At 55.3% G+C, this 1,186-nt stretch carries 1 rRNA gene; it reads left to right on the top strand.

What is annotated here, in order from left to right:
* Nucleotides 1-1,186 (top strand): 23S ribosomal RNA (locus NQ036_RS15385); the annotation flags it as partial.

Below are 1,186 nucleotides of genomic sequence, written 5' to 3'. Positions count from 1 at the left end.
AGTCGCGTGTCCTAGACCCGAAGCGGAGTGATCTAGCCATGGGCAGGGTGAAGCGCGTGTAAGAGCGTGTGGAGGCCCGAACCCACTTCAGTTGAAAATGGAGGGGATGACCTGTGGTTAGGGGTGAAAGGCCAATCAAACTCTGTGATAGCTGGTTCTCCCCGAAATGCATTTAGGTGCAGCGTTGCGTGGTGCTTGCCGGAGGTAGAGCTACTGGTTGGTTGATGGGCCGTATTGTGTTACTGACGTCAGCCAAACTCCGAATGCCGGTTTAAGTTAGCGTGGCAGTGAGACAGTGGGGGATAAGCTTCATTGTCGAGAGGGAAACAGCCCAGATCATCGACTAAGGCCCCTAAGCGTGTGCTGAGTGGGAAAGGATGTGGAGTTGCTGTGACAACCAGGAGGTTGGCTTAGAAGCAGCCATCCTTGAAAGAGTGCGTAATAGCTCACTGGTCAAGTGATTCCGCGCCGATAATGTAGCGGGGCTTAAGTACACCGCCGAAGTCGTGACATCAAACCTGAAGGGATAACTCCTGGTTTGTTGGGTAGGGGAGCGTCGTGTGGCCGGTGAAGCTGCCGAGTGATCGAGTGGTGGAGGCTATGCGAGTGAGAATGCAGGCATGAGTAGCGAAACACGGGTTGGAATCCCGTGCACTGGATGACTAAGGGTTCCAGGGTCAAGTTCATCTTCCCTGGGTTAGTCGGGGCCTAAGGCGAGGCCGACAGGCGTAGTCGATGGATAACGGGTTGATATTCCCGTACCGGTGAAGGACCGTCAAAGACTGAAGCTACTGATACTAACGCGGTGTGACTGTCGCCTGGCCTTCGGGTTGGGTGTGTGGTTGTGCTTCGGACCTGAGGTGGTGTGTAGGTGAGCGTGTGGTGTGACGCAGGAAGGTAGCCGGGCCGCGCGGTGGTTGTCGTGGTCTAAGGTGGTAGCCCGTCAGGTAGGTAAATCCGTCTGGCATATAAGGGTGAGAGCTGATGGGCATCCCACTTTGGGTGGGGTGATCCGGTGATCCTATGCTGTCGAGAAAAGCATCGGCGTGAGGTTTGATCCGCTCGTACCCGAAACCGACACAGGTAGTCAGGTAGAGAATACTAAGGTGATCGAGAGAATCGTGGTTAAGGAACTCGGCAAAATGCCCCCGTAACTTCGGGAGAAGGGGGGCCACCCATGTGAAGG

The sequence above is a fragment of the Brevibacterium sp. 91QC2O2 genome (assembly GCF_024580695.1).
Classification (GTDB): domain Bacteria; phylum Actinomycetota; class Actinomycetes; order Actinomycetales; family Brevibacteriaceae; genus Brevibacterium; species Brevibacterium moorei.
Note: the sequence above shows the minus strand (reverse complement) of the source record. Positions and strands in the feature narration are given on the sequence as shown.